Origin of the sequence: Bartonella sp. TT67HLJMS (assembly GCF_042193375.1) — a bacterium.
In the GTDB taxonomy this organism is placed as follows: Bacteria; Pseudomonadota; Alphaproteobacteria; order Rhizobiales; family Rhizobiaceae; genus Bartonella; species Bartonella grahamii.
Window position 1 is genome coordinate 1 of record NZ_JBHILP010000021.1, and the last position, 6,947, is coordinate 6,947.

The following is a 6,947-nucleotide window of genomic DNA, read 5'->3' on the forward strand; positions in this document are numbered from 1 at the left end:
AGATAAAACCGATAATCATTATTTCAAAATTCACGCAGCAAGGAAAATTGCTCAAGCAGAACGTCATAGAAACTATGGCAGAATATTATATAAAACCTTGTGTTTTTCTTAATTAAGGGGGGTGATGATGAAAAGCCTTATTATAACATCTGAAAAAATACGAACTTCTTGAAAGGAGTTCATCATGCATAAGCTTATCACAACAGCAGAAAGTACTTTTAATAACCAAACTGTTCCAACCATGTCTAGTCGTGAAATTGCAGAATTGTGCAGTAAAAGACATGACCATGTTATGCGTGATATCAAGAAAATGCTTGAAGAACTTAACGCCCCCAAATTTGGGGTGGTTGATTTTAGTGGTTATTATCTTGATAGCAAAGGGGAAAGCCGCCCTTGTTATAACCTCCCCAAACGTGAATGCTTAATTCTCGTATCTGGTTACAGCACTGCCTTACGAGCAAAAATAATTGATCGTTGGCAAGAATTGGAAAAGCAAGCAGTAATACCACAAATCGACTATTCAAGTCCAAAGGCTATGATTGGCTTTTTGAATTACCTACAAGGTCAAATAGATCAAAAAGACACCATCATTGAAGATTTAACACCAAAGGCAATGGCTCTTGAAAGCTTACAGCGCCATAATGGGCTTTTTGGTCTTACAGAAGCCGCTAAAATACTCGAGATGCAACCAAAACAGTTCATTCTCTTCTTACAGAAAAAAGGTTGGGTTTACAGACGAGCAGCAGGTGGAAATTTGCTTCCTTATCAAGACAAAATCCAAAAGAAACTTATGGATTGTCCAACCATCACACTTCAAACCGCAAGTGGAATAGAAAAAGTCATTCCTTGCGCAAAAATCACAGCAAAAGGAATTGGTGTGCTGTCTCAAGAGCTTAAAAGACAAACCATGCATTAAGAGGAGGTTATTATGATAAAAAAGAAATACGAACTGACTGATGAGACAATCGAAGTTAATGGCAGAACTCTCCACCGCATTCGCGCCTTACGAGACTTTGGAAACGTCGAGAAAGGCGATTTAGGGGGGTTTATAGAGCATGAGGGCAATTTAAGTCACGAAGGGGATTGCTGGGTTGGTGATAATGCATGGGTTTATGAAGGTGCCCGTGTTTATGATGATGCACAAATTTCTGATAATGCTCAGATTTTTGGTAATGCAGAAGTTTACGAGGGTATACATTTTTATGGATATACAGAAGTTTACGGTGATGTACGTGTTTTTGGTAACTGCGATGCTATATACATTGTCAATGATGCAGGTGCTTATGGGCATGTTGATAATACTGACCTCATCTCAACTAGAGAACAAACTAGATGAGAAAATACGAACGACTAATCTTATAGTCTCTCTATAAACCGTTTCTAACCACACAAACAACTTTTTAAAACAAGCGTGATTCACGCCACGGGAGAATTGCGCTCAAATAGGAGGAAATCAAGATGAGTGAACAAAACACTAACCTAACAGAAGTTGAAAAACCACATCATTTAGCGGTTAAACAAACTGCTATGGAACGCATTTTAAACAGAGCTTTAGACAATGATGTCGATATGGACCGCTTAGAGCGCCTGATCGCATTACGAGAAAAAGAAATAGAACGACAAAACTACGAAAGATTTGCCAGTGATCTTTCGAATATGCAAATAGAATATCAAAAAATACAAAAAAACTCTACAAACACCCATACAAACAGCCAATATGCAACCCTTGACCAGTACATTGATGCTGTAAAAAATACTCTTGCAAAACACCGATTTGCTTTGTTTTCTCGTATCAAAGAACAGAGTTCAGACAATATAATTATAGAAATGACTTTGACGCATCCGTCTGGAAATAAAATCTCAACAGAAGGAAAGTTTCCTTATGACACGAAAGGATGCAAGTCAAATATACAATCGGTTGGTTCTGCAATCACATACGCACGCAGATATCTGTTAGGTATGCTTCTTAATGTCGTGAGTGAAGATGATGATACGGATGGGAACACACCTATTAAAAAGGCTTTTCCACAACAGATCAATGAAATCAGAAGACTCATCGTACAAACCCAAGCAGAAGAAGAAAAAATACTTGCTTATGTCGACGTCAAAAAGCTTGACGATATGTCTGAAGGACAAGCACAAACGGTATTGCATCTTTTGAAAAAGAAACAAAACAAGCAAAAGGTGGAAACAGATTCTACTATACAAGATGCCGATATAGCAACGCCACAAGAGCAACAAACGGCGGTGTGAGATGAAACAAAGAACAGCAGAATGGTTTCAAGCGCGCTTGGGTAAAGTCACTGCTTCAAACGTTTACAACGTACTCAGTAAGACAGCAAAAGGTTTGCCTACAAGCAAATATGAAGACTACAAAACGAAACTCATGACAGAACGCTTAATAGAGGGAATAAGCCAATCTTATACAACACCTGCTATGCAATGGGGTATTGAGCATGAAGAAGATGCCTTAAGAGAATATGAATTCATTTATGACGCAGAAGTCACAAGATGCGGTTTTATTTCACACCCAAAAATGGAAATGGCTGGTGCAAGTCCTGATGGGTTCATTGGAGAGGACGGTTTAATCGAAGTCAAATGTCCACAATCAACCACGCATTTGCGCTTCTTTATGTATGACGAAATCAAACCTGAATATATCGCACAGATGCAATTTCAAATGGCATGCACTGGACGCAAATGGTGTGATTTCATTAGCTATAATCCAAACTTTGTAGGCAAATCTACTGGTTTGAGAATGAAAGTCAAACGCGTCCTCCGTGATGAGAAATACATTGAAGAGATCAATAAAGCGGTCGAGATTTTTTTAGGGGAAATAGAACAAGAGATGCAAAAGATTTTGGCAAAAGCTGCTTAAACATATGGGGGTGCTCTCTCCTCCCAGCACCCCCGCCCTTTCCTAACAACTTTTAAGTAATGCATGATTCACGCTACGGGTGGATTGTGCGCAAATCAAGGAAATAAACCATGGAAAAGAAATATGAACTTACTGATGAAACAACTGAGGTTGATGGCAAAACTCTCCACCGCATTCGTGCCTTACGAGACTTTGGTGGTATTAAAGCAGACGACCTAGGCGGTCTTATAGAGCATGAAGGCAACTTATCCCATGAGGGCAATTGTTGGATTTGGTATAAGGCTTGTGTTTTTGGAGATGCCCGTGTTTATGGCAATGCACTTGTTTTCGATGAAGCAAAAGTTTCCGATAATGCACATGTTTACGAGAGCGCACACGTTTTCGATGAAGCGCGCGTTTACGGTCGTGCAGAAATTTATGGAGAAGCAAAAGTTTACGGTGAGGCATGCGTTTACGGCAGGGCAGAGGTTTACGATTGTGCACGCGTTTTCGATGAAGCACGTGTTTACGATAAGGCAGAGGTTTACGGTTGTGCACGCGTTTACGATTATGCAAAAGTTTTAGAAAATGCACATGTTTACGGTTATGCATATGTTTCCGATAAGGCAGAAGTTTATGGCAATGCAAAAATTAAAGACGGACATGTGTGCGATAGTGCAAGGATTTATGGTGATGCTAAAATTTATGATCATGCAGAAGTTTACGGTAATGCATGCGTTTCCCATAATGCAGAGGTTTATGGTTATGCCAAGGTTTTTGGTGATGCCTTGGTTTTTGGCAATGCACATGTTCATGGGCGTGCAAAAGTTTACAATGATGCACGCGTTTACGATGAAGCACGTGTTTATGATAAGGCAGAAATTTACGGAGAAGCAAAAGTTTACGGTGATGCAGAAGTTTATCGTAGCGCACACGTTGATGACTATAACGCCATATCAACTGGAGAAAAGACCAGATGAAAAAATATGAACTGACAGATGAAACAATCGAAGTTGGGCGCAAAACGCTCCGCCGCATTCGTGCATTGAGAGATTTGGGGGACGTCAAGAAAGGTGATCTTGGCGGCTATATCGAGAAAGAAGACAATCTAAGTCATGATGGCAATTGCTGGATTGGGGGTTATGCCAAGGTTTATGATGATGCTAAGGTTTACGAAAATGCACAAGTTTATGGTTATGCCGAGGTTTACGGCAATTCTCGTATTTATGGCAAAGCAGAAGTTTTCGATGAACCATGCATTTACGGTCATGCAGAAGTTTACGGTGATGCATATATTTGCGGTGAACCGCACGTTTTTGATAATGCAGAAGTTTATGGCAATGCACAAGTTTACGAAGAGCCATACATTTACGATAGGGCGCGTGTTTACGGCAATGCGCAAGTTTACGGTGATGCGCATGTTTACGGTCATGCAAAAATTTACGGTGAAGCATGTGTATGTTGGGACGACTGGATTGATGACGATAGAAGAATCTCAACTGGAGAAAAGACCCGATGAGAAAATACGAATTGACTGATGAAACAACTGAGGTTGATGGCAAAACCCTTCACCGTATTCGTGCATTACGAGACTTTGGTGGTATTAAAGCAGACGACCTAGGCGGTTTTATACAAAAAGAAGACAATCTAAGTCATGATGGCAATTGCTGGGTAGGTGATGATGCAAAAGTCTATGGTTATGCCAAGGTTTTTGGTGATGCACATGTTTATGGAAACGCTCGTGTAGATGGTCATGCAAGAATTTATGACAAAGCCAAGGTTTATGGTGATGTCATTATATCATGCTCCAATTTCACGTATGAGGATGATGTTAATTATGGAAATGTTGAGATTTTTGGAGATGCAAAAGTTTATGATAGTGCTCGCATTTATGACGCAGTCAAGATTTTTAGAAATGCCGAAATTCGTGGATTAGCTAATATTCGCGGAAACACGAGAATTCCTCAAGACATAAAAATTTAACAACCAACCAGCCTTTTAACACCAGCGTGATTCACGCCACGGGAGAATTACATCTAAAATGAAGGGGAATAAACATGCCACACCGCCCACCTACTATCACGCAACCAGCTATTGCTCGTGCTTTAAGAGAAGCTAAAAAACAAGGATGTGAACTCATAGAAATCAAACCTACAGGGGAATTATTAATTCATATCAATAAAACCATAACACCAACAACGACAGATAATACTTATAGCATTGACGATTTTCCACCGCTTGAAAATGAACAAGAAGACTATGAGACCAGCAAAAGCTGCCCCTCTGTCGACGGTATAAAGTTTTAGCCATGCCAAAACGCCGTCCACCGCATCTTGTTCGTGAACGTACACGCCATGGTAAAGTTATATGGTATGTACGTATTGGTCATGGACCACGGTTTCGGATTGAAGGAACCTATGGAACGCAAGAATTTGTTGACAATTATACGCTGGCTATTAAACAAGCGCAAAATGGCTCCTCCAAAACAAAGAGGCATACCAGACTCACAGAATGGTCTTTCGATTGGTTGTTGCATCAGTATTTACAAAGCATGCAATGGCATAATCAATCAGAATCTACTAAAAAAGTTAAATATCGAATTCTGAATAATGTTTCTAAACATATCGGTGATCGTGCATATAAAAGCATAAACAAACAACACATTCTTGAAGCCGTAGATAGAAGGCGAGAGACCCCCGCGGCGGCAAAACATTTTTTGACCTCTTTAAACGGTCTCTTTAATTGGGCGGTTGATAATGCCCTTTTAAATAGAAATCCTGCCTTTAATATAAAAGCACCAAAATCTTTAAACAGTGAGGGATTACTGCCATGGCTAGAAGAGGACATAGACAAATATTATCACCGTTGGTCACATGGTACACATGAACGCGTCTGGATTGATGTTCTTCTTTATACAGGCTTGCGTCGTGGTGATGCCGTTCGTATCGGCTGGAAAGACGTCAAAGATAATATCATTTATCTCAAAACAGAAAAGAGCCAATTTAAAACAGATGTTTTTCTTCCTATTTTACCAGAACTAGAGGAAACCCTTAAAATTGGTCCCATAGGTGATGAAACATTTATTTGCGGTAAAGAAGGTAAAAAACTGACCAAAGAAAGTTTTGGTAATCTGTTTCGTAAAGCTTGTAATGCGGCGGGTATTAAAAAATCAGCGCACGGATTACGAAAATTAGCAGCAACACGTGCAGCCAATGCTGGTGCGACAGTTTCGCAAATGAAAGCGCTTTTTGGCTGGACAGAAGATAAAATGGCATCCCTTTATACCAAAACAGCTGATAGAAAACGACTTGCAATAGAAGCGATCAAAAAGCTACAAAAAAGTTCGGGATAAACATGAAAATAAGTTAAAAGAATCAATGGAATCAAAATTCCCGAACTTATATATAACCTATTGATTATATATAAATATAACGTTCCCACCCCCTCCGCCACAGCACTTTTATGGTGCTATAGCTTATTGATTTTGTATGTAGCTTGCCAGCGGGTTTTGTATATTTTGACACTAGGTTTTGTACCAATTTATTTTTTCTCAAAGAGTTTTAAAGGTGTTCTCAAAGGGTCTTCAAAGACCTTTCAAAGATCATTTAAAGCCTCTTTTTCTTTTCTGCTCAAAATCGCAATTTGAGATGATCAATCAAATTGACTGATGATTTTTCTGTATCCTAAGCACATTATTCAGGACATTATTAAAAAGAGAAGCGTTTAAGGAATTGAGTAGACATTACCTTATTGCTGTACTCATGCAATTGGTGCAAGTTGCACCTATTCCTCATCACGACCGATCAAAGGGTCAAGTTGTCCCTTTGATTTTCTGTCACTCAGAGGTTTCCTTTTCTCCTACCTCTTTTCCCTTGTTTGGTGCTTCTAGTGTGATTTCTGTGGTGTATCCGCTTTGTTTTTCATAGCAGTGGGTGACAGTGGAAGCTTTCCATGGACCATTGATTTCGCCACGAAACCCTTGAAGAAGCAGAGGTTGATCCGCCATAATTTCAGGGCGCCCCGCAAGGGTCAAAGAACCACTGCCCACAGCACGACACAACCTGTCCGACTCGGAAGTAGCAGCAGCTCG

General features: G+C 39.9%; 9 protein-coding genes and 1 pseudogene. 9 read left to right on the forward strand and 1 reads right to left on the reverse strand.

The window, feature by feature from the left end:
- Positions 1-184 precede the first annotated feature (184 nt).
- The 9 genes from ACFIJQ_RS08610 to ACFIJQ_RS08650 all read left to right on the forward strand — a co-directional run bounded on the left by ACFIJQ_RS08610 (position 185) and on the right by ACFIJQ_RS08650 (position 6,209).
- A complete protein-coding gene (locus ACFIJQ_RS08610; protein WP_375629901.1) occupies positions 185-916 on the forward strand; it encodes a Rha family transcriptional regulator in 732 nt (243 codons plus the stop codon).
- A 12-nt stretch (positions 917-928) separates the two neighbouring features.
- Positions 929-1,336: a hypothetical protein gene (locus ACFIJQ_RS08615; protein ID WP_375629903.1), complete on the forward strand. Its 408-nt coding sequence runs from the start codon at positions 929-931 to the stop codon at positions 1,334-1,336.
- A gap of 122 nt (positions 1,337-1,458) precedes the next feature.
- Entirely contained in the window at positions 1,459-2,253 is a 795-nt protein-coding gene (locus ACFIJQ_RS08620) for an ERF family protein (RefSeq protein WP_375629906.1), read from the forward strand.
- A gap of 1 nt (position 2,254) precedes the next feature.
- Complete coding sequence (locus ACFIJQ_RS08625) at positions 2,255-2,878, forward strand: lambda exonuclease family protein (RefSeq protein ID WP_375629909.1); 624 nt, start codon at positions 2,255-2,257, stop codon at positions 2,876-2,878.
- Between the two features lie 110 nt (positions 2,879-2,988).
- Entirely contained in the window at positions 2,989-3,837 is an 849-nt protein-coding gene (locus ACFIJQ_RS08630; protein WP_375629912.1) for a hypothetical protein, read from the forward strand.
- Positions 3,834-4,376, forward strand: a complete 543-nt coding sequence (locus tag ACFIJQ_RS08635) for a hypothetical protein (RefSeq protein ID WP_375629915.1) — start codon at positions 3,834-3,836, stop codon at positions 4,374-4,376. The genes ACFIJQ_RS08630 and ACFIJQ_RS08635 overlap by 4 nt, the downstream gene beginning before the upstream one ends.
- Positions 4,373-4,840: a hypothetical protein gene (locus ACFIJQ_RS08640; RefSeq protein ID WP_375629918.1), complete on the forward strand. Its 468-nt coding sequence runs from the start codon at positions 4,373-4,375 to the stop codon at positions 4,838-4,840. Before ACFIJQ_RS08635 ends, ACFIJQ_RS08640 begins: the two co-directional genes overlap by 4 nt.
- Before the next feature lie 74 nt (positions 4,841-4,914).
- Positions 4,915-5,163 (forward strand): hypothetical protein, encoded by a 249-nt coding sequence (locus ACFIJQ_RS08645; RefSeq protein ID WP_015857131.1) that lies wholly within the window; start codon positions 4,915-4,917, stop codon positions 5,161-5,163.
- A 2-nt stretch (positions 5,164-5,165) separates the two neighbouring features.
- A complete protein-coding gene (locus ACFIJQ_RS08650; protein ID WP_375629921.1) occupies positions 5,166-6,209 on the forward strand; it encodes a tyrosine-type recombinase/integrase in 1,044 nt (347 codons plus the stop codon).
- A 483-nt stretch (positions 6,210-6,692) separates the two neighbouring features.
- Here the strand turns inward: ACFIJQ_RS08650 and ACFIJQ_RS08655 are convergent.
- A pseudogene (locus ACFIJQ_RS08655) lies at positions 6,693-6,947 on the reverse strand (late control protein); the annotation flags it as partial.

What these genes read in the sequence shown, in the direction of transcription:
- ACFIJQ_RS08610 (WP_375629901.1), top strand. Translation starts at nt 185, where the DNA reads ATGCATAAGCTTATCACAACAGCAGAAAGTACTTTTAATAACCAAACT.
- ACFIJQ_RS08615 (WP_375629903.1), top strand. Translation starts at nt 929, where the DNA reads ATGATAAAAAAGAAATACGAACTGACTGATGAGACAATCGAAGTTAAT.
- ACFIJQ_RS08620 (WP_375629906.1), top strand. Translation starts at nt 1,459, where the DNA reads ATGAGTGAACAAAACACTAACCTAACAGAAGTTGAAAAACCACATCAT.
- ACFIJQ_RS08625 (WP_375629909.1), top strand. Translation starts at nt 2,255, where the DNA reads ATGAAACAAAGAACAGCAGAATGGTTTCAAGCGCGCTTGGGTAAAGTC.
- ACFIJQ_RS08630 (WP_375629912.1), top strand. Translation starts at nt 2,989, where the DNA reads ATGGAAAAGAAATATGAACTTACTGATGAAACAACTGAGGTTGATGGC.
- ACFIJQ_RS08635 (WP_375629915.1), top strand. Translation starts at nt 3,834, where the DNA reads ATGAAAAAATATGAACTGACAGATGAAACAATCGAAGTTGGGCGCAAA.
- ACFIJQ_RS08640 (WP_375629918.1), top strand. Translation starts at nt 4,373, where the DNA reads ATGAGAAAATACGAATTGACTGATGAAACAACTGAGGTTGATGGCAAA.
- ACFIJQ_RS08645 (WP_015857131.1), top strand. Translation starts at nt 4,915, where the DNA reads ATGCCACACCGCCCACCTACTATCACGCAACCAGCTATTGCTCGTGCT.
- ACFIJQ_RS08650 (WP_375629921.1), top strand. Translation starts at nt 5,166, where the DNA reads ATGCCAAAACGCCGTCCACCGCATCTTGTTCGTGAACGTACACGCCAT.